General features: G+C 41.8%; 22 protein-coding genes. 4 read left to right on the top strand and 18 right to left on the bottom strand.

Features of this window, described 5'->3' with window-relative positions; translation table 11 throughout:
- Positions 1-239 precede the first annotated feature (239 nt).
- Positions 240-422 carry a hypothetical protein gene (locus tag IEY34_RS20835; protein ID WP_189014745.1) on the top strand — a complete coding sequence of 61 codons (183 nt, stop codon included), beginning with the start codon at positions 240-242 and terminating at the stop codon, positions 420-422.
- Positions 423-453: 31 nt separating this feature from the next.
- On the opposite strand, the gene IEY34_RS20840 is transcribed toward IEY34_RS20835, so the two are convergent.
- The 12 genes from IEY34_RS20840 to IEY34_RS20890 all read right to left on the bottom strand — a co-directional run bounded on the left by IEY34_RS20840 (position 454) and on the right by IEY34_RS20890 (position 12,112).
- Positions 454-1,065, bottom strand: coding sequence for a DUF4291 domain-containing protein (locus IEY34_RS20840; protein WP_189014747.1), 612 nt, complete (start codon positions 1,063-1,065; stop codon positions 454-456).
- A 333-nt stretch (positions 1,066-1,398) separates the two neighbouring features.
- Positions 1,399-1,836, bottom strand: a complete 438-nt coding sequence (locus IEY34_RS20845; RefSeq protein ID WP_189014748.1) for a DUF5071 domain-containing protein — start codon at positions 1,834-1,836, stop codon at positions 1,399-1,401.
- Positions 1,837-1,951: 115 nt separating this feature from the next.
- Positions 1,952-2,077, bottom strand: a complete 126-nt coding sequence (locus IEY34_RS37340) for a hypothetical protein (protein WP_268240149.1) — start codon at positions 2,075-2,077, stop codon at positions 1,952-1,954.
- A 147-nt stretch (positions 2,078-2,224) separates the two neighbouring features.
- The gene (locus IEY34_RS20850; protein ID WP_189014750.1) at positions 2,225-2,554 is read right to left on the bottom strand and encodes a hypothetical protein; all 330 of its coding nucleotides are present in this window, start codon (positions 2,552-2,554) and stop codon (positions 2,225-2,227) included.
- A 194-nt stretch (positions 2,555-2,748) separates the two neighbouring features.
- Positions 2,749-3,666: a GNAT family N-acetyltransferase gene (locus IEY34_RS20855; protein ID WP_189014752.1), complete on the bottom strand. Its 918-nt coding sequence runs from the start codon at positions 3,664-3,666 to the stop codon at positions 2,749-2,751.
- A gap of 522 nt (positions 3,667-4,188) precedes the next feature.
- Complete coding sequence (locus IEY34_RS20860; RefSeq protein WP_189014754.1) at positions 4,189-4,668, bottom strand: DinB family protein; 480 nt, start codon at positions 4,666-4,668, stop codon at positions 4,189-4,191.
- 184 nt (positions 4,669-4,852) lie between these two features.
- On the bottom strand, positions 4,853-5,359 hold the full coding sequence (locus IEY34_RS20865; RefSeq protein ID WP_189014756.1) for a hypothetical protein: 507 nt from the start codon (positions 5,357-5,359) through the stop codon (positions 4,853-4,855).
- Between the two features lie 646 nt (positions 5,360-6,005).
- Complete coding sequence (locus IEY34_RS20870; RefSeq protein ID WP_189014758.1) at positions 6,006-6,473, bottom strand: RICIN domain-containing protein; 468 nt, start codon at positions 6,471-6,473, stop codon at positions 6,006-6,008.
- A complete protein-coding gene (locus IEY34_RS20875; protein ID WP_189014760.1) occupies positions 6,400-6,756 on the bottom strand; it encodes a hypothetical protein in 357 nt (118 codons plus the stop codon). The genes IEY34_RS20870 and IEY34_RS20875 overlap by 74 nt, the downstream gene beginning before the upstream one ends.
- A gap of 105 nt (positions 6,757-6,861) precedes the next feature.
- A complete protein-coding gene (locus tag IEY34_RS20880) occupies positions 6,862-7,479 on the bottom strand; it encodes a histidine phosphatase family protein (protein WP_189014762.1) in 618 nt (205 codons plus the stop codon).
- 347 nt (positions 7,480-7,826) lie between these two features.
- Positions 7,827-8,783 (bottom strand): aldose epimerase family protein, encoded by a 957-nt coding sequence (locus IEY34_RS20885; RefSeq protein WP_189014764.1) that lies wholly within the window; start codon positions 8,781-8,783, stop codon positions 7,827-7,829.
- Complete coding sequence (locus IEY34_RS20890; protein WP_189014766.1) at positions 8,780-12,112, bottom strand: DUF5107 domain-containing protein; 3,333 nt, start codon at positions 12,110-12,112, stop codon at positions 8,780-8,782. The genes IEY34_RS20885 and IEY34_RS20890 overlap by 4 nt, the downstream gene beginning before the upstream one ends.
- A gap of 106 nt (positions 12,113-12,218) precedes the next feature.
- Between IEY34_RS20890 and IEY34_RS20895 the strand changes: the two genes are divergently transcribed.
- Complete coding sequence (locus tag IEY34_RS20895; RefSeq protein WP_229757756.1) at positions 12,219-13,118, top strand: AraC family transcriptional regulator; 900 nt, start codon at positions 12,219-12,221, stop codon at positions 13,116-13,118.
- A gap of 38 nt (positions 13,119-13,156) precedes the next feature.
- Here the strand turns inward: IEY34_RS20895 and IEY34_RS20900 are convergent, their stop codons facing one another.
- From IEY34_RS20900 to IEY34_RS20915, 4 genes are all read right to left on the bottom strand, one after another.
- A complete protein-coding gene (locus tag IEY34_RS20900; protein ID WP_189014770.1) occupies positions 13,157-15,265 on the bottom strand; it encodes an alpha-galactosidase in 2,109 nt (702 codons plus the stop codon).
- A 15-nt stretch (positions 15,266-15,280) separates the two neighbouring features.
- Positions 15,281-16,102, bottom strand: coding sequence for a carbohydrate ABC transporter permease (locus tag IEY34_RS20905; protein WP_189014772.1), 822 nt, complete (start codon positions 16,100-16,102; stop codon positions 15,281-15,283).
- Positions 16,102-16,974 (bottom strand): carbohydrate ABC transporter permease, encoded by an 873-nt coding sequence (locus IEY34_RS20910; protein WP_189014774.1) that lies wholly within the window; start codon positions 16,972-16,974, stop codon positions 16,102-16,104. The genes IEY34_RS20905 and IEY34_RS20910 overlap by 1 nt, the downstream gene beginning before the upstream one ends.
- Before the next feature lie 91 nt (positions 16,975-17,065).
- Complete coding sequence (locus IEY34_RS20915) at positions 17,066-18,394, bottom strand: ABC transporter substrate-binding protein (protein WP_189014776.1); 1,329 nt, start codon at positions 18,392-18,394, stop codon at positions 17,066-17,068.
- A 190-nt stretch (positions 18,395-18,584) separates the two neighbouring features.
- Here IEY34_RS20915 and IEY34_RS20920 point away from each other — a divergent pair, with 190 nt between their 5' ends.
- Both IEY34_RS20920 and IEY34_RS20925 read left to right on the top strand, forming a co-directional pair.
- On the top strand, positions 18,585-20,387 hold the full coding sequence (locus IEY34_RS20920; RefSeq protein WP_189014778.1) for a sensor histidine kinase: 1,803 nt from the start codon (positions 18,585-18,587) through the stop codon (positions 20,385-20,387).
- A 13-nt stretch (positions 20,388-20,400) separates the two neighbouring features.
- Entirely contained in the window at positions 20,401-21,957 is a 1,557-nt protein-coding gene (locus IEY34_RS20925; RefSeq protein ID WP_189014780.1) for a response regulator, read from the top strand.
- 21 nt (positions 21,958-21,978) lie between these two features.
- Here IEY34_RS20925 and IEY34_RS20930 read toward each other — a convergent pair whose 3' ends face one another.
- Positions 21,979-22,746, bottom strand: coding sequence for a DeoR/GlpR family DNA-binding transcription regulator (locus IEY34_RS20930; RefSeq protein ID WP_189014782.1), 768 nt, complete (start codon positions 22,744-22,746; stop codon positions 21,979-21,981).
- Positions 22,747-22,839: 93 nt separating this feature from the next.
- Entirely contained in the window at positions 22,840-24,045 is a 1,206-nt protein-coding gene (locus IEY34_RS20935; RefSeq protein WP_189014784.1) for a carbohydrate kinase family protein, read from the bottom strand.
- Position 24,046: the final 1 nt, after the last annotated feature.

The raw sequence follows: 24,046 nt of genomic DNA on the forward strand, positions 1-24,046 counted from the left end.
ACTTTGGGTGCAGCACCCAATCTATTTTTCTCAAGCATGAAGGTCATCTCCTAGAATAAATTCTGACCTCTACACCTTCGACAAAAGATTGGAAATACCTGCTAGTTAATTGTGCTGTCGTAGTTTAAAAAAGAGCCTGTTCCCTAAATGGGAAGACAGGCTCTAATGCATTAAGAGTTCACTTTCACGATGATCCTCCCGCTGATCGCCATACCGGCATCGTTTATCAATTCGCCTTGATGAACACCGATCGATCGAATACGACAGAATTAACGATGGCGGTGATCACGATTCGGATCGACTACGATCATACGTATCCATTCTTCCGATTTTTCAAATCGATTTCCGGCAGCAGTCCCGGCAAATACAAGAAAGCGCTGACTCGCCGCCTAATAGTCCAGTTTACAAAAAGAACCTTGTAAGGGTTGAAGCCCCCTAAAGGTTCCATTTTAATTACCGAGTTACCATTCCAAGAGTTCTCTGAATGCAATCATCCAAATGGTATTCACGTTCATTTGGTAACATGCTAACCTCAAAGCTGTTTAATTGTATTGCTTCTCTGATCTGTATTACATGCTCAGTAATGTCATTAACTTCTACTATCCATTTATGGACGTAATTTTCTACCATGTCACCTTTTAAACCTAGTTGAACAGCACGTCTGTGCAAAGGATTTCCATGTATATCACGATCAGGATCCCATTGGCATCTAACTTGAGAATTTTGTAGTTTTAATTTCCATTCATCCAAAGATACATAGGCATCTGAATGAAAGGAAGACAAAACTACATCTGACAAAATTGCATCGAATCCTTCTCTAGAAATGTCGATAGCTAGAATTCTTTCTTGATCAATTTTGGTGCCCCAACCTGACCGATACATCATCCATAAAAAAGATGGTTTGATCCAAGTCATCCTTTCCATTTTAAATGATGCGCCGAACGAACCTAACTCGACTGCTTCATCTGCAATCTTATGGTTATAAGCTTGATACACTCTAATTGTTTTTTCATTGTAATGCGCAAAAATTATCTTCTCTTCTGCATGTTTAGTAGAATTGCTCATTGATTACATCCCCGTCGTATTTAAATTTGTATATGGCCAAAGTTTAATCTCTTTGCTCGTATACAATCATTCCTTGTAATTGACCCCATCGTTAGTTTTTCAATTAAATCTCGTTCTTTGTCAGTCATCATTTTAATCAAGACGTGTGATGCGATGTATTACTTTTGTTTCGATAAATGAGTAAACAAAAGAAAGGATGACAAGTAATAGAGCCTGAATGAAAAATTGTCCTTTATAATAGTCCAATATCTTTAACATACCAATCAAAAAAAAGATGAATAAACATGATTTTATTATTATTATTTTCATCCCTTATCCTCCAGCGCAAATCAATTACCATTCAGCTTTTTTCAAAATATATTTGTATTCATGAAAATCAGATGCTACATTCATCTCTTCAATTAAGTACTTAATCCAAGCAATCCAAATAGTGTCGTTCTCTTTGTCAGCTCTTCTTAATGTATCTTCTATATAGTACTTTATACTATCGATCTCTAATCTTTTCATTATTTCAACTGCAGGCAACGCTCCAGGCCAATTCAAATCGGCCAAAAGTAAAAGCATTTGAGGAACTGCATTAATTTGATACGATATATCAAGTTTATCAATTATTCTAATTACATTGAGCCATTGTTCCTTGCTCGTTTCACTAATTAAATTATGTATAATCTCATCCTTGTATTTTATTAGCTCCTGAACAGCGAGGTCTTGGTCTTCTTGGGAACGATGCCAATTTAGTGCGGCAAGCAGTTCAGTAATTTTATTTTCCATAAAAACCTCCTCACATTCCATCTTGATGGTATTCTTAAAGGACGTTACTTTAATAAACAAGAGGAGCAGCCGTCAGAAGCCCCTCAACTTACTTTTTCCATCCCTATGAACTTGCTCATTTTCGCTCAAGCAAATCAATTACCACAATTGGCGCTTCGATCTCCGAAACGACCATGATCTTACCCGTTCTGGCATCCATATACACAACCATCTTGTTGCCCGCCGGGTAGACCTCTTCCACAACCCACCCGTCATAGATTTGTCTGTTCTTATTGTAATGAAGTACCAGACTCTTCTTGAAAATTGCTTTCCATTCGGCGAGGGAGTCGGGGTCCAGCTTTTTGGCAGTTTGTAATATCTTGATAATCCAGCAGCGCTTTTGCCGGCTTTAATTCTTCCCCTGACCAGCTCCCATTCCTCCGACCGCATTTTCACGGGTAATCTCCGTCCCTTGTCCAAGCCCATGAACATACGTGTTGATCCAGGCTTCACTGTCTTTCTCCGGCAAAGCCGTCGCCATCTTCAGCGCCGTCGCCCAATCATCGAGCACAATGGGGTTATTCAGTTTAGTCGCATCCAGCACATTTATTTGAAATGAATTCCACTCTTTTAGACTAATTGAACCTTGTGTCGAATGGGTATCCTCCGAAGCCCCGTAAGCCACACTTCCACATGACAATAAAACAGCCAGCATCGATACAATCAGCTTCTTTTTCATCGCCTTCACCTCTTCAAAATTATTCTCCTGTCGATTTGATTAGACGATGAATTTTCCAAAAAGTTCCTTTAACCTCAAAAAGAAGATAGGTATTGTCCAGCAGGCAGACTCTATATATGAGGTACTAGACAAACTCTCGAAATTGAAACAGCGACAGCCAAGGACGAGAAAAAAAGTCCTAGACTATCGCTGTATCATTGATAGAGTTCTCGATCATAACGCACTTCTTCTGAGACTTCTTTAAAGCCAACAGAGTTATATAAGGACAGAGCCGATTTATTAGCTGTTTCTACTTGTAGTTCGGCAAACGTACTACCATTTTCTTTGAGATATGAGAGCGCTTGAGACAGCAAATGTTTGGCTATACCTTGTTTTCTCCATGACTCTCTGACAAAAACATCTTCAATGATTCCCTCTCCATCTTCATCCATCCAAGCCATAACACTTCCTATTAAGGTGGCATCCTCCCTAACAACAAAAGCAGTCCACGCAGAATTCTTCTGATTATCCATTAATCGTTTGTGCCCAATTGGGGCCTCCGGCCAAATCTCCCTGTCGACGTTTAAGTATTCATTTACGTTGTCCTCCGAAGCCATTTTCCATTGCATGCATCGATAAGGAGCAGCAAGAACTGGGTGTTCAATCATCTCGGATAAATTACTACGCATCGTATACAAACTCTTCCTGTACACAAAACCTTTTGTTATGAAATAGTTGTTGTTTTGCTCTTCGGTGGATTGGTTGCCTATGCCCATCATCGTTTGGTAGGCATTCAGTAATGTTTCTTTCAACTCATATGCTCTATTTAACAAACGCTCATATAGGAGTTCGTAGACGTGGTAGTCTGCTTCTCTTTCTGGAAGCGTCTTTAAATTGAAATAAATATAGTGCTTATGTTCTTTGGGGCTTCCTAGTGGTATGGTGCAAACAATATGAACTTGCCCCTTAGCTATAATTCGCTCTTCCTCAACCGCTATGAATACATTCGACCAGTTATCTTCTTCGCCAACCCACCATAAAACCACGTTGTCACTTGACGTAACAATTTGGTAGAACTCACCCGTTTTCTGCAAATCATTTTTTGTGAATTTGCGGATTTCGATTTTCACCATAACACTAATCCCCCCTTTTTCATTACTTTTGAAAAGGTTTAATCTAACAAATTATATCATTTAATTTGTTATAACGATTAGTAATAAACAGTTATATTGATTTTAGGAGTTCACACATGGACGCGGAAATTCCGAAACAAATAGAAAGGCACAAGCCTCCTTACGAACTCAATAACCTTTATTTAGCCAAAATTGCTCATTCTGAAAATCTAATGAATTCCATATGCGCTATTTCAAGCTATCGATAACAATTCGGGCAATAAAATACCGGGTAACGCCAATCCAGTTCATTAAATCTTTAAAGTAGCCATTTTCTCGTCTATTAGCATCCTACAGTTCATTAGATGCCTTTGAGAGGCCGAATACCTCCCAAGCAAAGAAGTTTGCAAAAGCGGAACTCCAGTGCCTTATTCCAACGAAAGGAGCTGAATTTCCCATTAAACAGCAACTTAGCGCACTGTAGTTCCCTCCGCACGAGGGAGCCGGGGTAACTCCTCATTCACTCCAAAACAGTAGAAAGAGTTATAATACCGTTAAAATTTGATTTTTATGATGATTGTCGTGATCGTTAAATTCATGAATGATGTAAAGCAGAGAATAGGGTGTGCCGGTGTGTGGGCAATTTTCTAATCCGTTCGCGGTAACAGGTTTAGCAACAACCTCAGACTCGGTTAACAGTGTTTCAACCAGCATAGTACGAGTTTGCTTAAATTCATCGAGCAGACAATTTCTAGAAACTCCCGATCTGGCATATTCATATGCTATATTGTTAAAATAATCGAAATCTGGAAATACCATTCCTTTTCCATTTTTAATCGCAGGAATAATCGTAGATATGAGATAAGTATCCCAATTTTTAAGATGCGAAATAATTTCTCCTACTGATGCTTTTCCTTCAGCAATCGGTTGTAACCAGATTTTTTCGTGTATATTATGTAAGGTATCCGTCCACTCTGTAAATTCTTTATACCGATAAATCGTATTTTCACCGATACTAATCATAATGGAACCTCCAATTTATATAGATAAAAATTTGGCAATCATTCCTGTTTGGAATTCAAACCCATTTCAATAATACCGAATATATGTTCGATTGTATAGATGTCATTTTTGAACTAAACTGAACCTAACTTAACGAGGCTGCCGATTAATCTAGCAACAGCGTTTCTTATTTGAACAAACATTGTTACTTAGTAGAATATGCTTTTTTCAATATGTTTTCACTAAGACCAAATTGGGATACTTCCCCGTTCTGTAAATAATAACTATCTATACCAATTAGTTTTCCTTCTGTATCCCATGTAACAAATACCTGACATTTAATTGCATGAGATTTCAATCCTTCCATATCCACATTGCCATTTCCAAAAACATCGTAATCAGCTTTATAGCCATTTTTAGGTTCAACATCAAAACGCCATACTTTCCATTCTCCTGTCATAGCATCGGTTAATTCCGTATACTTTTCACCAAACAGAACCTTAATTTGCTCCTTTGTTAGTTGAAAAGACATGGGATTTCTTACATCATTACCTGTCTCTGGCATTGGAGACAACATTGGCGTTGTTGTAGATGTACTTGAATCTCCAATTTCTACTGGAGACGTTGTAACTAAAAGGTTGCTCCGTAATTGCTTGCAACCTGTCAAAGCAAAAATAAGAACAAGTGAAATTAAAATCAACCAATTTCTCATTTTAAACACCTCATGTCCATAAAAAACCTACTATCGGCTCCAATTTCTCCAGCATCATTTCCGTTATTACTTATTAAAACCAAGTTTTTGCCTTATCTTGTTTTCCTTGCTCGCGAACATGATTAATAACCTCATAGCTACTTTTGATCCCCCTTATTATATCATCAATTTACAAATTTAGGATATTTCCAGAACTCTTTTCTAAAGGATTACTGATTAACGTAAAAAGTACAGTATATTAAAAGGGGCTGTCCCAAAATGAGTTCATCTTCAGGCAGTCTCTTGCTTTCAATGTTGAACTACATGAAAAAGCTACCGTTAATGTAGACGTTTTTGCATGAAAAGCCGGATTACATGGAAAATCTCCCGTTATTCCTGATGTTTTTCCGCTGAATAGCGATTTCCCCCTAAATTAGCTGGAGGTTTTCCAGTTAGATGAGTGCTTAGAGCACTTAACGCTAAATTAGTAGGAGATATTCCTGTTAGATTTGGCTCCAAATCGAAACAAAATAGAGACTGCTCTCTAGGTTTGCAACCTTTTGAGTCAGCCTCCTATTTAGTGACGTGACCTGTTATCGCCCACACCCAACGCTTCACGACATGCCTAGTAAACTGCGATAACTGCCATTTCTGATTGTCTCCGCCATTAATCTGTCCACTGAGTGGGCCGAGCTCCGTCTGCCGTCGACCCAACGCTATCTAATACTTTATCTCTTTTGCGAATAATGAGTTTAGAGAATCCATTACCCACATCGACAAGCTGCCACCGTTGATTCTTTCCACCATGATAATCCCATTGAGAGATTTTTGCGCCTTCCGTCGTGGAACCACCGAAAACTTCGACAGCTTTACCTGAGTTTGCGCTGATCATCTTGTTAGCAGTGGGATTCGTGTTAAAAGTAATATTGGACGTGTTCGCTCCGATATCAATTACCCCTTGGGATGCGTTAGTGATCAAGCTGCCGTCCATCTTTAAATCGCCATATTTGGCCGTCCAGACGAGGATCGGAGCCGTCCTGAATTGGCCAGAGGTTCCATTATTATGGATCTTTTCCGTACGGATGTCGATAAAATGAATATCGTCCCGTACGCCATTTCCTTGGCCATAATTCACGCTTACGCCCCGCTAGCTCTGAATCATCGCCGGTATAGGCGAAGCATTGATCCACAACAGCATGGGAAGTATTAACCAGATCGAAGCCATCGCTATGGATCCAGTTGACGTTAGTTGCATCCTGAATCCTGAAGTTCCAGGTTGTACCATCTCGTAGGGTGATACCCTTGAATGTCAGACCATCCGGTTTCGTACCCGCCGTGTCTTTGTAAGAATGGATGATATATTCTCGGTTCGGCCCGCTATCCCCCGTTGTAAGCGTAATCCCTTTGGAATCGATCATCCTTCTTCCTTTGATAGCTACATTAGATGCCCCTACGATACGGATGTTGGCATTGGTATAAATGGTGTTAGTGAAATCATAATCGCTGACCGTTGCAGCGATGCCTTAACTATGAGGACTGATGTCGTAGAAGGTGAGACTATCTTTGGCTGCAACTAATTTAAAACCCTCAGCACCACATCTTATTTTAGTTATAGAGCACTCTGGGACCAAATTACTTTGTTCTATAATAAAATTCGGATGTTTAATATTCAGCTCTTCTTGAGAAAATTCATTTAACAAAAAATCTGTAATTAATCCACCGTGCGTCACTATAACAGTACTTTCCTGTGGATATTGAACTGATATTTCTATTAGACAGGAAGATAATCGCTCACCAGCTCTTCTTGCGGAATCTCCGCCAGGAGGTGAAAAGTCTCTTTCCTTTGTGCACCGATTCCACATTTCAACAAATTCCTGAAAGGTCTGTCCTGGAATGTCTCCCCAATTAGCACGCTCTCGTAAGCGAATATCCTTTATAATCGGTATTCTTGTAGCTTTTCCAATAATCTGAGCCGTCTGTTTTGCTCTGTTAAGCGGACTGCTGAATATTCTAGATATGGGTACTTTTTTAAAATGGCTTGCTGTCCTATGTGCTTGCTCTAAACCATCAGCTGTAAGGGAGACATCTCCAACATCTTTTTCTTTAATAGCATGTCTAACAAGGTAAATATCTGTACTCATCTTCACAACTCCTTTCTTAAAATTTTACAACCATCTAATTAGATATATATCTAATTAGATGATACAGTAATTTCAAGTATTTAGAAAGCCTAATTAAACTATCGGTTTCCGTTCGCTTACTGAACGGCAGCCCGTTGAATACAATGCAGAACAATTATTTTCTACGTGAATTATTCCCTAATATTTCAACCGATGAATTGAGCGCGGAAATGAGTTTATTCTGGTTAGGTCTAGAATCTCCTCAAGCGTTAGCCGATACATTTTCTTGAATATAAGTTATCTATGATCGTTAATGGACAAGAATAAGGAGGCTGTGCCCATGCACAGCCTCCCACAGGGAGTATAGCTCACTTAGAGAACTTGTTAATTCTATGACGCCAATCTCCTGCACCGATGGAAAGCTCTAAATACCATGCAAAGGATGCCTTTGCCGGTATGTGCCGCGCTGTCCCATTACCCTCTGCCATGTCTAGCGAGTCATAATAGCCGATGCTAGGCTCCAGCGCACAAGTAACCCGATCATTGAACTTGCCTTCGTCCATCCAAACCCCTAGGTACGGAACCTTATCGCGCGGAACAGACATGATTAAATAGTTGCCGCTCTCTTCCCCGTATAGACCAGACCAACCCGCAGGTACTTGGCCTTCGTAATAGAACTTTCTGCCATCTCCAGTAACCCCAGGAGCAAGCAGTGACACATCATCCCAAGTATACGATTCTTCCCGCTTAAGGGTAAGACCTTCGTACACACACATCATTTTGTCCATGTAATCTGGAAGAAGAACACGCGTTGGCTCGATGATTGCGAATTGGGGATGCGGCACCCACAAAAAGGGCATAGGCTGGTCGCTCAAATTGTCAACACGATAATCTATTCTTATCCGATCTGTTGAAGGAAATGAAATACGTCTTGTGAATAGGTAATGGAGCCGCGGACTTCGAACAGAGCAAAAAATCGTGTTTGCAACAATCGTATAATCCCAAGGAATCGCCCATATTTCTCCATGATCTGGCAGCGTTATATCCTTATCTATCATAGAAGGACAAGCATTTATTGTCGGAAAACATTCATCCCAACCGCTCATATCCCATTCGGAAAAGCTGGAGCCGTATTCCGGCTGTCGCAAAGCACGATGACCGGAGTCCAGCATCCATTCCCTCCCTGTAGGCTTGTAAACGATAGAAACCAATTTCCCGCCGATATCAGGTACCGTTGTTAGGCTGATATGTTCGCTTTCCATGGTTATGGATGCGAAACCTTTGTAGGTTCCCGTGGTAACACGAACCATTTGCTCGTTCTTCACACGCTCATGCCTCGATGAATTCGCGCACCAGTATGATTGGCTTCCTGACGAAGTGCTGCATCAAACTGCTCTTTTGCCAGCTCCATATTTCCCAAACCAAGATGCCCTAGTCCCATCATATATCGGCAGTGAACTTCATTGCGTACGTTCAAATCATCCTCGAACACTAGGAAGTCCGGCAAGGAAACGGCGAAATAGTCAAATTTCACGCTATCGAAGAGATGCTTCTCCGCATAATCAATCAGTTTATTAAAGCGACGCTTCGCTTCCTTCTCATTGCCCAGGGCAAGCCAAGCCATTCCTTGATAAAATATCATATCTGGCGGTTGGTCATTGTAATACATGGCGCTAGCCGGTTCCTCCAATCCCTGTGAAGCAATCGTGAAACATTCCTGTGCATGCGCAGACTCATTTAGACCAGCATAAGCAAGTCCCAGATAGTAATAGACATTGTTTTCTTGCGCGCCAGATAACTTGCCTTCACCAAGATTATCCGGATAAATAAGTGCTTGTCGCAATAAGCTGACGGCTTCTTCAAAGTGTTCTTCAGCCAAAGCTCGCTTGGCCAATTCGACATGGGCAAAAACATGTTGGCCCGTTACTTTGCCTTCGCCACCCTCCCACGGGTGGAAGTTGCGTGCTTGCAGGGCTTGAACGGCTTTCTCATGATAACCTTGCGCATTCAATAGAGTAATGTACTCCACGTAGAGATCATCGCGTTTGTTTACCAAAGCTTGATGTTCGCCCAGCTTGCCGCAGCGAGTCTCTGCCGTGTAACCAAGTTTTTTATACATTTGGTCCAGTTCATAGAAAATGCGTGCATCACTTGGCCCATAGGCAAAAGCCTTTTCCATGGCAATCAGCGCTGATGCTGCGTCCCCGCGTTTATTATAATAAGCGAGTGACAGATTCCGGTGTACAGTCGGGAAATCTTCCCGAATGGAGCGTGAAGTTTCCCAATGCGTGATAGCATCTTCATGTCTTCTTTTATCGTAATACCAATTGCCCAGATAATAATGTGCTTTATCATCGTTAGCGTCGGCCGCAATGGCACTTGACAATACGTGTAAATCGAATAGACTATTCGGGAAACAGTAATCGGGTGCTGCCGCGTTTCCTGACTTGCTATGAAGTCGAGCCCGTTCCAGCTGACCTAATCTCTCATGTAGGTAGCTGAGCGTGTAATGAATCATCGGGTACACTTCTGAAGAGTCGCTGCCTTGTACAAGGCGATTAAGCACGTCAATCGCTTCCTCGTACAAGCCGCAATTCGCATAATCAGAAGCTAGATGGAGATAATTATGTGCATCTCCACGCATAAGCCGCAGGAGTTCAGTTTTCACTTCGTTTGCAGTCTCTTGCCCACCATGACTTGATAAGGTAAGATATCGTTCGTTGGCCGAACCGAAATCAGCGATATCAAGTGCCAATGTCTCCTGCGAGAAGACGATTGCTTCCTCTAACCGTCCTAACTTGCGAAGCAGCGCGGCTTTCAGGTGGCGTGCTTTGTAGTTGCGAGAATTGCGAATAAGCGAACGCTCAACGAGTTCAAATGCTTCCGCGAAAGCCCCCTTCTCGCAAGCGATTTGTGCCAGCGTGAAGAAGCCAGCATCTTGCCACGCCGCGGACCACGTTGATTTGTAGAGCGCTGCAAACGCTTCTTCCAAACGTCCTTGAGCTTTAAGCGCAATCCCTAATTGATAGAACGCTTCACTGTCATAAGGGTTCGGATTACGCCAAGTTAATGATTTCACAGCAGTCCGGAAGTGGCTTTCCGCCTGGGTATACAACCCTCGACGCAGCAGAAGCGTACCGAATGCCACGTTAATGCGGCTGTCACTTGGATCGCGTTGCAAGCCTTCTAAGTAGTAATCTTCCGGTTCGAACGTAGCATGACGGTACTGCTCCAAATGCAAACCGGCCAAATACAGCTGCTCATTCGTTTTCAGCTCTGCCGGGGCAAGCAGCGGCTTAGCTGCGTCTGGTACTTGCTCGATGGACGGCTTCGCAGGTTGATAGGCAATGAGTAAGGTGCCACTCTCATCCCGTACAGTCAGCTTCAGGTCATGTGGCTGATCGTTAGCATCAAGCGTGATTACAGACTTGAACGTTTGTGTCGGCGACAATAGAGCGACTTCCTTCACATACGTGCGGCTTCGGCCTGTTAGCTCCACAACAGCGTTCTCGAATACAGAAGTTGCATACGCTAACACAACAGCTTCGCGCGCCTTCTCATCCACTTCTAAGTTGACGGCAGCATCAATGGAAGCATTTTTCACAACGCCGATATTTTTGTATGGCATGAAATACTGTTTGAACGATTTCTCCTCATAGGGCTGCAGCCAGGTGAAATCCGGTTGATTGTCCGTGTACACGCCGGTCATGAGCTCGATGTAAGGTCCATCTTCATCTGTCAAATTGCGATCCCATGCCTGCCCGAATTCGCCATTCCCCCAAGTCCATTGTTTCTTGCCTGGCGATACATGATGATTCGCCACGTGCAGCAAACCTGCCCCAACGCCGTGATCATACCCTCCTACGAAGTTATAATCGGATTTATAGGCCATATACGAAGTAGGGACTGGAATATTTTTGTACCGTGAGATATCAACGCCAGCAGAATAATCCATCTTGTAATACGTTCCTGTCGCGATTGGAAATCTGGAGACGTCGCGTTTGCCATGGTCGAAGACCGCCGTTACATCTGGCGGAAAAACGGATTGCGTATGTTCGTTAACCGCAACAGCAGGATTCGCCCACCACAGGAAGGTTTGCGGTTCTGGTGTCCGATTATATAACTGCGCAGAAATTTCCAGATAGGCTTTGCCTGGATATAAGGTGAAGCCAGCCGTCACTTTCGTCCCGTACATACGGTCGATTTCACTGACCCAGACGGTCGCACTTCCGTCCTCATTTTCGGTAAGTTTGTATTCCACTTGACCATACGTATTCGGACGGTGATGCTGCGGCCAGTTGAATTCGATGCCGCCGGAAATCCATGGACCCGCTAAGCCGACCAGTGCTGGTTTAATAACTCGATTGTAATAAACGAAGTCATAGTCATTCGTTTTGTCCAACGCTCGGTAAATCCGTCCGCCAAGCTCTGGCATGATCTCGATGCGAACATAGTCGTTTTCCAATATTACCATTTGATAGGACTGAGGTTTCTTCTCATCCTCAATTTTATCGATAACCGGATGTGGATATACTTTACCGGAGCTTCCTTGATAAACGCGCTTCTCTAAGAACATCGGATTGCGGTCTGGCTCCCCAATTGCATAAGTCGGAATCGATGCTTCTTCTTCCCATATACGAACTTTCTGACTCATCCTCATCACTCCCTTATCTTATTGTCTCTACTTTACCTCGGCAGAAGCTAATATCCAATTGACAAAATGCTTAATATAATGGATTATATTCTTATTTATAATGGAGGTGTACAAGTTGGACATAACGAGAAAGCCCGAAGGCTTTGAAGAAGAGAAATTGTTTATTCTTCCTGACTATATGCAGACGGAACTCTCCCGCTCGGAGCTGACGCGAGATTTATTCGTAAGTGATATTGGCTATTTCCCACATGCTCGCCACCATTACCGTGAACGCAGCGAAGGCAGCAGCTCCCATATCTTCATCTTTTGTTCGGATGGGGAAGGCTGGATCGAGATCAATCCGAACAAATCCATCCCTTTAACCCAGAATCATCTTGCTGTCATTCCGGCTGGAACGCCGCATCGATATGGCGCCTCTGGTGATGCACCATGGAGTATTTACTGGTTTCATCTGCAGGGCGACCATGCTGGTGCCTTTATACAGATGTATGGGATGGATGCAGGGCCCGTTCATCTCCCTATCGGTGCGATGTCCGAATTCAAGGATGTTTTCGATAAGTGTTATGTCCTCTTATCCTACAAAACGTATTCGCTCCCTATCCATACGCACGTATCCCAGTCGATGCGCCAACTGTTAAGCAGCATTGGGCTCAGTGCTGGCGGCACCGCTAAAGACAAAAAAAGGGAGCAATATCTAGAACTCGCCATCCGATACATGAATGATCGTTTGGAGAATTCGATTACGCTCCCTGAGTTAGCCAAGCACACCGGCTTGTCTAAACAGCATTTAATTTTGTTATTTAAGGAAGAAACAGGATTCCCGCCGATTGACTATTTTTTGCGAATGAAAATCCAACAGGCATCCCAAATGCTCAGTCTGACCGGTTTATCGATCAAGGAAATTGCCGCGAGATTAGGTATCGCTGACCCCTACTATTTCTCGCGGCTATTCAAGAAAATGACCGGTTCTGCACCTAGTGCTTACAGGAACGTTCCGAAGGGGTAATGTCCATCCAGGACTTGGAAAACTTTGTAATACGTATATCAATCAACTTTATGAATCCGTAAAATCGCACTTTGAAAGTCCCCTTTAAGATCAACCTTAATTCCTATTTTCAATAAAGCCTTGCCACTAAGAGGACTTTCAATGCCTTCAACTTGATACACCGATTGCTCATCCAATCCCTGCAGGCGAATCCGAGGCAGCTCATCCGCAAAGTTATTCGAATGTAAGAACGCAAAAACGACTGCTTCGTCTTGGCTTTCACTTACATACATCACCGATGCCAATTTACTTTCTCTCACGGAGAGAAGTCTATATTGATGCCCTTGCTGGATAATTGATCTTATCTCCTTATATAAATGAATAAGTTCTTTGGCTTCCTGATTCTCATCGTCACTCCATTTCAACAGGTTATCCCCGATACCCAAATTGCCCATCATGGCACAGTGAAAACGATACGCCAAGGAAAGTTTTCTACGATTGACCCAATTCACTTCATCCGTTACCCAGGACTCCATGATTTTGGCGCAATAAGCATAAGAAAATCCTTCTTGAATCCGTAACCGATCAAACGCATCGTTATTATCACTTGTCCATACTTGATCAAAGTATTGCAAGATCCCCATATCAACACGCCCTCCTCCACCGGAACAGGACTGGAGAATGACACTAGGATGCTTACGTTTCAGTTTTTCCGCTATTTCATAAACGCCCTGAGCATGCCGAACCCAAATTTCCTTCTGCTCCTCTGGTGCTGCACTCGGGTACCCTGGCTCACTCAAGTTTCGATTCATATCCCATTTAATGAAAGCAATCGGATGCTCGGATAGGAGGCGATCCATAGCGTTATAGATAAACTCCCTTACATCCGCTCTAGCTAAATTTAATACGAGTTGATTTCTTATTGGCGTTCGATCTCTCGTTGGAAAATGGTAAACCCAGTCCGGATGCGAACGATATAAGTCACTGTCCGGATTAACCATTTCCGGCTCTATCCATAATCCAAACGCCATGCCTAAATCGTTAACTTTACGAATTAAACCATGCAGTCCATTCGGAAACTTATCTGAATTAACAACCCAGTCCCCAAGTCCTGCCTGATCCGAATTTCGAGCACCAAACCAACCATCATCCATTACAAATAGCTCTACACCCATCTTGGACGCGATCTCTGCCAGCTTAATCTGTTGTTCTTCGTTCACGTCAAAGCTTGTGGCTTCCCACGAATTATAAAGCACTTTCCGCAGCTTGCCTCTGTTCTCTTCAGGCAGCACATAGTTCCGTTGATATTTATGAAGGTTTCGGCTAGCTTCACCGAACCCGCTATTGACATAACCAACGATATATTTCGGCGTATGGAAACTCTCTTGCGGCTTCAAATTCCAAGCGAAATCAAAATCATTAACCCCTGCGCTTACTTTCAACATATTAAATCTGTCTTTCTCGAAAACCATTTTCCAGTTCCCGCTAAAAGCCAATGCCCCAAAGAAAACCTCCCCTTGGTGTTCATCCGCTTTCCCACCTTGATCCAACATGAAGAAGGGGTTTGCATAATGACTGGTTGTGCCTCTTCTGCTTTCAAGCACGACCTTCGTATCTGGCAGCATAACGCGATCTAATTGCGTTTCAGCTGGCCATTTGCCAGTCAGATAAGTAAGTCTATAATCTCGCTCTCTTGGCAAGTACATGGACCCTGTCAATGCTTGTTCTAAGCCTATATTTGTCTTACCGAGGTTACGAATTTCAGCATATCGTTCAATGAGGTCACAATCTGCAATAACCTTATAATAGAGCCTCACCTCTAAGGGGTAATGACTATCTTTCAATATGAAGAGAAGTATGTTATCCCAAATTTCGAAATCGACAAATGTTAAATTCAGATCCCTCACATGGTCATGAAACGTAACTTTTAAACTTGGCTCCGTAAATTTGGCCTTCCCCCACCCCATATACTCCTCTTCACTCAGTTCACTTCCAAGGGTATAAGGGTACTCCGATATCTTCGCGGCCTCGGGATAATCCGAGAGGCGTGGAAGCTTTTCCCCGAAATAAATATGATTGAGGGTACCTTGCTCACTTAATCCCAAAGCGTAGGAAATATGATCTCCTTCAAGCACCCAAATATCCCTTAAAGCATCATGCCTTATCATCTATCATTCACCATCCTATCCTTTTACTGAACCGGAAGTCATACCGGTTATAATATATCTCTGGCCAAGAATATAAAGAATTAGTACAGGTAATACGGTCAAAATAATAATGGTAAAAATCATATTCCAGTCATTAAAATGAACTCCGAAAAAATTATATATCGAATTGATCATTCCCAATTTTTCTTGTCGATTTAATAGGTACAATGGGGTTACAAAATCATTCCATGCCCCTAGGAAATTTAGGATAAAGCCTGTAATCGTAACCGGTTTTAAGAGGGGAAATACGACACTAAAGAACAGTCTTCCTAGCCCGCAGCCATCTATAATGGCAGCCTCATCTAGCTCTCTCGGCACACTACCGATGAATCCGTAATAGAGAAACACCGCAAAGGGGATACCTAAAGTGGCGAATATCAAGATAATTCCTGTAAACGTGTTTTGCAGATGAACCATTTGAAGCACTTTAATCGTCGATACATAGTTGAGTGGAGCAACCAGGCCCAGGAAGAAATAATTATAAATAAATTTATTCCATTTATCTTTGTTCCTGACTAGTATGAACGCCGCCATGGAGGTAACAATAATACTGATTGCTGCCGAAACAGTGGACATGAGCAAGCTATTGAAAAAGGAGTGAACAAGGTTCCCCTTTTCGATGGCTTCCGCATAGTTGGACCATTGAAAGATATGCGGGAACTTGAAATTCATCGTATTCGCTTCACTTGATGTTTTGAGTGAATTAATGATAAGCAGGTACACAGGGATAAGGACAGATAAGCTTAACAGCCAAGTAAGAATCTCTTTTACATTTAGAAAAACAGCATTTCTAGTCATTAAGCATCTGCCTCCTCATCCGCAACTACCTTCTTCATAATGAACGCAATAATAAGTGTAATCAGAAATGCAATTATCCCTAGTGCGTTTGACATCCCATATCTACCAATTGAAAATTCTTTGAATATTTGCGTATTGATAACTTCCGTCAAGTTGCCAGGTCCGCCATTGGTTAACGCATAGATAATCTCGAATACGCGGAGTCCATGAATCGTATTCAGAATAATCGCAATGGTTAAAGCTGGTGTGAGAAACGGGAGTGTAATGGAGATAAATTGCTGCCATTTATTCGCTCCATCCAGAGAAGCCGCTTCATAATAAGATTTGGAGATCGTCTGTAGCCCAGCGAGTAGAATGACCATATTCCATCCAACCATTCGCCAAACTTCCACGCCCATCGTTGAGGCAAGTACAACACTCTTATCCGTAAGCCAGCTGCGTGTGAAATCACCTAGACCTATAAACTTTAAGATCACATTAATGGGACCCTGGGGGCCAAGAATAGACACAAATATAATGCCAATAATGAGCGGTGATAGCGTGTAGGGCAGGAAGAAAACCATGCGCAGCAGGTTTCTCGTCCTCAAGCCTTCATTCAATAAAATGGCCAGAAAGAGTCCAATCAGCACTTTAAAAATAACGGTAAAAAAAGTAAACGAGAAGGTATGAATAATGCTTTTCATATAGGGCCCTGTGGAGGAAAATATTTCTTTGTAATTATCCAATCCGACGAATCCAATATCGGGTCTCATCATATTCCAATCGGTGAACGAATAGTACAATCCTCCTGCGACAGGAATAATAAAGAAAAGGGTATATAAGACAATGGCAGGAATTACAAATAAGCGACTATACAATTTATTCATGTGCATGCTTTCATCACCCGGACTTTCAAATTGAATTTAAAAAGAAGGAAGCTTGATGGATTATCAGATTAACTAATCGTCAAGCTCCCTTGTTTAATTATTTAAACATTTTTGCGCGGTCAGCATCGATGGATTCTAGTACTTGTTTTGGCGTTTTTCCTCCTAAATACAAGTCTTGAACAGCCTTACCAATCGTTGATTGATTAAAGAATTGAACACCGCCTTCAAAATCCAGCCCTGCTCCATCTTTGGCATTAGCCATGACACTCGAATACGCTAATGTTGACTTACCTTCAACATCTTTGAATGAAGTGGGTCCTAAATCAGGTCTTCCAGCATAATAGACCTTAATATTGTCTGCTTTTACCAAGAAGTTGAAGTATGCTTTTGCTGCATCTATGACTTTGGAATCTTTATTGATGGAGCGAACAATCCCGCCTGATGAAGTAGCCCATGATTTATTATCGCTTAAAGGAACAGGAAACATTTTCCATGTATCCGCTTTACTATTAGGGAATTTCGCAATGACTTCATTCTGAAAAGTGGAATATGTGAGCATCATGGCATATTTTCCTGATCCCATTGCATCTACCGAATTTTCCCACGTTTGCGACATGAAGTCTTTACCGTAATAACCCTTATCCGCTATTTCCTTCATTTGCGTAAGACCTGTTTCTAATTCCTTTTGGTCTGCAAATTTGGCTTTGTTTGTATTGAATTGTTCATATATGCCTGGCGTTTTCTTGGCAATCATCGCTCCCAATGTATTTAACCAAGTCTCTTGGTGCCACTCTGCCTTTCCTGGTTCATAGATTGGCGTAATCCCTTTCGCTTTCAGCATTTCACAAACCTTTAAAAATTCTTGATAGTTCGTTGGAACTTGAACCCCGGCTTGTTCGAATAATGCTGTGTTATAGAGTAAACCCCATCCATCTACTGACCAGGTATTCAACGCGATAACTTTACCATTACGGGTAGTTCCCGCTTTGGCCCAATCCGTGTATCTGCTAACCCATGGCTCATTGGAAAGATCCAGCGCATGCTGATCTGGTAAATATTCATTCATCGCTACTCCGCTTGATGTGAGGTATATATCAGGACCTTCACCTGTTGCGAATTTGGCTTTCAAGACATTCGTATACTGATCGTCCGGTGAGATAACGAACTCAATCGTATTGCCTGTTTCAGTTTTGAATTGTTCAGCTAGTTTTTTGTCAATATCTCTGGTCCAGCCAGCAGATGATGCCACTTTAATCGTTACACCTTTGGCTGGTGCTTTCGTCGGATCTGCCGATTTCGTGGCTTCTGCTGGTTTGGTAGTCTCCGTTGTTGTGGAGGATGAAGTTCCACATCCTGCTAATACACCTACCAAAGCCAATATCGTCAACATTCCGCTTATCGTTTTAAATTTGTTGGTTTGTTTCATGTTAAATCGACGCCTCCTTTTAGTGTTTCTTTATTGGGGTGGCCTACCTTGTTACTATCATAGAACAATTTTCGACATTGTTACATGGATGAATTAAGCTACACTTTGTGGACATTTTTGTTCTATCGTGTATATAATGATTTCATTTCCTAGCTATTCATCAAATACGGGAAGATGAAAGGGTTTTTACATGTTTAAATTTAAAACCATTCAATCCAAACTATTCTTAAGTTATTCCCTGCTGATCATTGTTGTTATACTCGTTTTTGTTAGTTCATTCTATGTTTATATATCTAAAATTTTAGAAAATAAAGCTTCAGAATCGCTATATCAAGTCTCAAGCCATATCACGGCTGAATTTGATTCACAGCTGCAATTTATGAACTCCACTTCCCAAAAACTCTTATTTTCAAAACCGCTTAACCGACTGTTCTTCTCCGATATGTTTCAATTAAACAAATCTACGATCGATCAACAACGCCAATTCAATGATATTTTGTACTCGATCATTGGCTTAAACAAAGAATTTTCCCAAATCAATATGTTCCAAAAGAGTGGTGAATTCGCAAATATTGGCGATAACTCTGTTTTTTCGATCATTTCACCTGAGCAAATAGCAAAAATTCAATGGATACAAAATGCCTTTTCGAATCATGGGACAAAGCTGATTTCACTTCACAAACAAGATGTTTGGAATTTGAAAACACCAACAGTGATCTCATTAAGCAGAGCCTTTTCACCAAGTTGGGGCGAGATAGAAACTAGTATTCTTGAGATTCAACAAGATTATCATGTTTTTTCAAATATCATTAAATCCGCATTAGTAAAACCAGATTCCCAAGCAGGCCAAGAGATCACCGTATATGTCTTTAATAAAAATGGTGATTTAATTTACCCTATGGAAACTACGCAAACCGCACAGTTATATTGGGAAAGCATTCTTACACATACAAATACCTCCAATTTTATTATTAAAAACGCAAACACCCAAAGTCAGGATATGATATCTTACAAATATTCCGATTTTTCGGAATGGACCGTAATAGCGGCAGAGTCGAAAAACCTATTATTGAAACCTGTAACAACCTTTCGAAATGTGATCCTTGTCTTTGGCCTGATAGCCATCTTGATTACCTTGCTTATTTCCTATATGGTGTCCAAAACATTAACGACGCCGATTAAAAAAATTCATAGATCCATTCGGAGTTTAAGTCTGACTTCTTTATCTCCCACACTATCCCAACCCATTGAAAGCCAAAGCCACTTAAATGAATTAGAGCAGCTAAACTACTCATTTCTAGACATGCGATTACGGTTGCAAGAGTCGTTACAAGAAGCTATTGCTTCACGTGCTCACGAGCTTGAAGCTCGCATGTTCGCCTTACAAGCCCAAATGAATCCTCATTTCCTCTACAACACCATCACGAATGTTAGTATTATGGCCGAAGAGAATGGTCAACAATCGATTGTTGAGGTATGTGAAAACCTTTCTGCCATGTTGCGATATATTTCTTCTGAACATGCAGCTCCAGTAAAATTTAGAGAAGAGCTGGAGCATACACGCAGCTATCTAAACCTGATGAGGCTAAGATACGAAGATGATATTGTCGTTCATATCGATGTATCGGACTCACTTCTTGACCTGGATGTACCTAAATTAATGCTTCAACCCATCGTGGAAAATTGTATGAAATATGCCATTCATATTGATCCGCCTTGGATCATCACGATAGTTGGCCGTACGTTACCAGGCGGATGGGAATTAACGATTCGGGACAACGGACAAGGTTTTGATGCGGATGCAATTGTTCACTTACAGGAGCAATTTGAGAAAACAGATCCTTTAGTTAGAATCCCAAATTTAAAAATTAACGGCATGGGACTTCTCAATATTTATAGCCGATTAACCCTATTATTTGGAGACTTATTACGATTTACTTTGAGTAATCACCCGGAGGGTGGTGCGGTTGTTACCATTTCCATCAAACACTAGGAGGGATTAGGAAATGTCGAAATTAACGAAGCGCCGCGTTGTTGTCGTCGAGGATGAACATAAAATTCGTAGAAACACCGTACAAAAGATTGCAGATTCTGGGCTTCCCTTTGAAGTTGTTGGCACCGCCTCTAACGGACTAGAAGCTCTGACTATCATTCATTCACTTCAACCTGATGTTGTATTTACTGACATTATAATGCCCAAAATGGATGGCTTAGCGTTGATCAAACAACTAAGAAACGATAACCCGGAAATCCATATCGTCATATTAAGTGGATATAGTGAATTTGAATATGCGAAATCTGCTATGAAACTCGGGGTTCGGGATTATTTGCTTAAACCCTTGAAATTGGAAGCATTAATTGATTGCTTAAGTAATATTAGAACTAGCTTGGAAATGAATGACTCCATCACCGTCAGACATATATTGACCTCTGATATTTCCGGGTCCCTCTCAGAAACAATCGCTATTCATAACGAGGAATTTATCCTATTTCTACTCTGTATCGGGAACCTGTGCCCTTCTATCACAGCCTTATCACTAACGACTATTTTTCATGACAATTGGTCATCAATACCACTGAATGATATTCTCAGAAGCTCTTTGCAAGAGAATGAACCGTGGTGGATCATTGATGAGAAAACACCGAACCAGAAATTCCTCCTTATTTCAGCAAGCAATCGACAGCCTAGAGACATCATTCATCTTGCAGAAGAGATTCAACAGAAACTAGTAGACAAATCACCTTTGCATCCAGTGAATTTATGTCACGGTGGCGCCATTATTCAACGCAGCGGCATTTGGGAGAAAGCTCAAGCTCTTCGATTTAAGCTCGATTATGAATTATGTATTGGAACTTCCCGTGTTATTACACTGACGAATGGGAGCAACCCCAAAAAACCACCAATTTCCATTAATCCGTTACTTCGTAATAAGATGACTTCTTTTCTGCAATCTGGGGAGAAGGCTCTTTTGAAACAGGAGATTTTTCATCTGCTTCTTAACTGGGATCGCTTGAAATACCCACAACGATTATTGGAGATAGCAACTATGCAATTAATCCGAAACATACACCTACAAACAGGCAAGTTATCTGAGGAAGAACTCTATCAACTCGAATATGGGTTATATGAGAAACTTGCTATTTCCTCCGACTTTCCAAGTATCTTCGAAGATGTTTGGGAAATTATTGAAAGTATGCTTACAGTTAAGCAAGATGAAGACATGGGTACTCAGAAACTCATGCATCAAATCGCTGAGTATATGAAGTTGAACTTTACCGAATTTATAAATATTGAGGACATTTCTCAAAGATACCATTTCACACCTGCCTATCTTTCTAAATCATTTAAAAAGTACTATGGGGAAACTCCCCTTAAATTTTTAATCAAACTACGCATAGAAGAAGCCAAGCGATTGATTCAAGAAAACCCTACCTATGATATCGGAAAAATAGGAGAAATCGTCGGCTATTCAGACCAACATTACTTTAGTAGAATTTTCAGAAATTCAACAGGAAAAAGCCCCTCTGAGTTTAGGGAGCTTGTTCGTAAAACACGCATCTGACTAGAAAAAAAGGCGTTTATATTACGGAGAAACAACTACGATTTCTACAGAGGCATCCTTTAGCCTATCCGTCAAGTCCTCCTCAGGACTGCGATCTGAGATTATTCGATCCACAGCATTCAGTGACGCGAACGAAAACAAATCCCTCATGCCATACTTCGTATGGTCCATGACAATGTTCACTTCTGAAGCCTGCTTGATGACAAGCCGTTTAATTTCTGTTTCATGCATATTAGAGTTGCTGAATCCATGCTTGACTGACACGCCAGTGGTACCAATGAAGACACGATCAAACGCCATTTGAGCAATGGAACCTGCCGCAATAGGACCGACCAAGGTCGATGTTTTATCCAGAAGCATGCCTCCAACGACGATTGTGGATATTTGCTTTCCTTGAAGCTCAGCGGCAATATTCAGGGCATTTGTCACAACGGTAATATTCATATCTGGCTTCAAATATTTGGCTACCTGCAGTGTTGTTGAACCGCCATCCAGAAAAATAGAATCACCAGACTTAACTAGCTGAGCGGCTTGCAAGCCAATTCTCATCTTCTCATCCATCATAAAACCAGTACGGACCTGCAGCTCGATATCCTTGCCAACGAGAATAGCGCCACCGAATGTGCGCCTAAGCAGTCCCATGAATTCAAGCTTTTCCAGATCTCTGCGCAGCGTCATTTCGGTAACGTCAAACATATCTTTCAACTCAGTTATTTTAACTTCGCCGTCTAAAGCCATTCGATCCAGAATTTGCTGCTGTCGTTGGTTGATGGTTTGGTTATTCGTCATGGAGAGCCCCCGTTACTTTTCTTCAATGACTCTATTATCCCTAGAACTCACTTTAGGATCAACCTTAAGTTTACTTTCACCGTTTCGCAAGGCCTAAGATTTGTGATGAGGTCCGTTCCATAAGCCTTGCTCATTCAAAGTCCAATTATGCAGATTAAGCTTCATTTCACGTTTTGCCCAACCGCCGCTGATTCGACTCCATACTACTGATCCATCTGGAATGCCACTTGTCGCATCTGTCTGTTCAACATTACATGCACCGACGCCGACAGCAGTATGGAGTGAATCCTCCAAAGTTACCCCCCTCATTAGTCCAAGTAAAAATCCCGCTATCGTACAATCGCCAGCGCCAGTAGTCCCCGCAACATCCACCTTATAGCAAGAAGTTAGTAACTCACTATTCGTCCAATTTCTGAAATGCTCTTGAGCTGGCGCGCAAAGTCCCATAGCCAAAAGACGGCTATGATTGGAGGTTGTTCGCACATACAAGCCATGCTCTCCTAATTTCAGTACGACAATTGCAGCACCCATTTCCAGCAAATCTCCCGAAATTTCAGATAGTAGAGTTCCACTCGCAAAAGGTAAGAGATCTCCAGACGGAGCCTCTTGCAATAGTTGATCGTAATGTTCACGGTGCAGCATATAAAGAATTTCTTCAAAGCTGGGCATAAACACATCGACATATGGGAGTACTTTGGAAAATATAGCACGCCAATTAGCCCTGCCTGCATCAGACTTCGGGTCAGGCTTCGCCAAATCAAGCGATACGGTCAACCCGCTTTCCTTGACCTTCTTAAGCAATAAAGCCAATTCATTGCCTTCATCCTCATACATCCTGCGCATTAAAGGCGGGTATCCAAAATGAAACAAGCGCGCACCTTTGAGCTGTTCAGGTCTTAGGTCTCCCGCAGAATACGTATCGTTGGCTCCTGTCGAATGCAGGAAGGTCCGGTCTATATGCGGAGGACTAATAACAATAGAGTAAGAACTGTGCTCATCAGGAGACACGATCATACCATCAATTAAGGATGCACCATGCTGTCTCAAAATCATTAGAATGGCTTCACCGAAGATGTCATTTCCAATCTTGCCCATTAACTTCACTCGACTGCCTAGACGGTGAAGCGCAATTCCCGTATTGGAAACTGCGCCTCCCGTTGAAATAACCGCTGGACCAATATCAACGAGCTTACCCGGAACCAGATAAGCATCCATCCCAGATTGTTTGTCGTAGATCGTTGGTATAATATCCAAGCAGATATGTCCAGCAATGATCACTTCCGCCTCGTTCTGACTCAAA

The organism is Paenibacillus marchantiophytorum, assembly GCF_014640555.1.
In the GTDB taxonomy this organism is placed as follows: Bacteria; Bacillota; Bacilli; order Paenibacillales; family NBRC-103111; genus Paenibacillus_E; species Paenibacillus_E marchantiophytorum.